The following is a 605-nucleotide window of genomic DNA, read 5'->3' as shown; positions in this document are numbered from 1 at the left end:
TTCCCCTCAGTACTTGCTGTGACCTTGATGTCGACAAGAACGCATTTAATATCCGATGCAGCGTTTGGCCCCATTACTCAAAGTGAAATTCATTATGCTCAACAGCTTGTTGGCTCAGCACCTGAATATTCATTGACGCTATTTGATAGAGGTTTCTTTTCGGCTGAACTATTTACGAGCTGGCAAGGCGTTAGCGAAAACCATCATTGGCTTACACCCATCAAAAGCAAAATGCGCTATGAAATAACGGAGTCATTTAGCGATTACGACCACTTAATAACAATGCCTATTTCACCACAAGCTAAGAAATCAGCCCCTTACCTAGGTGATACATGGCAAGCAAGGCTTATTCAAATTCCGACACCTAAAGGGGAAATAAAAGGGTTCATCACCTCATGCGCCTGTCCAGAAAAGTACCCGCTGAAAGCGCTACTCGATGTGTATTGGCAACGATGGGAAATAGAGCGAGGCTATGGTGAGCTCAAGCAGTATCAACTATCAAATAAACCAGCATTACGGAGCCTGAAACAGGAAGGTATTTATCAAGAGCTCTGGGGTATTCTGACATCATATAATATCGTGAGACTTGAAATGGCAGAGATGGC

Annotated in this window: 1 protein-coding gene; it reads left to right on the top strand. The window is 43.5% G+C overall.

What is annotated here, in order from left to right:
• Positions 1–27: 27 nt before the first annotated feature.
• A partial coding sequence (locus MTN96_RS36880) for an IS4 family transposase (protein WP_248534858.1) occupies positions 28–605 on the top strand: 578 nt, incomplete at its 3' end.

The sequence above is a fragment of the Pseudoalteromonas sp. 2CM28B genome, assembly GCF_023161935.1.
This window is presented reverse-complemented; position numbering and strand designations above follow the sequence as displayed.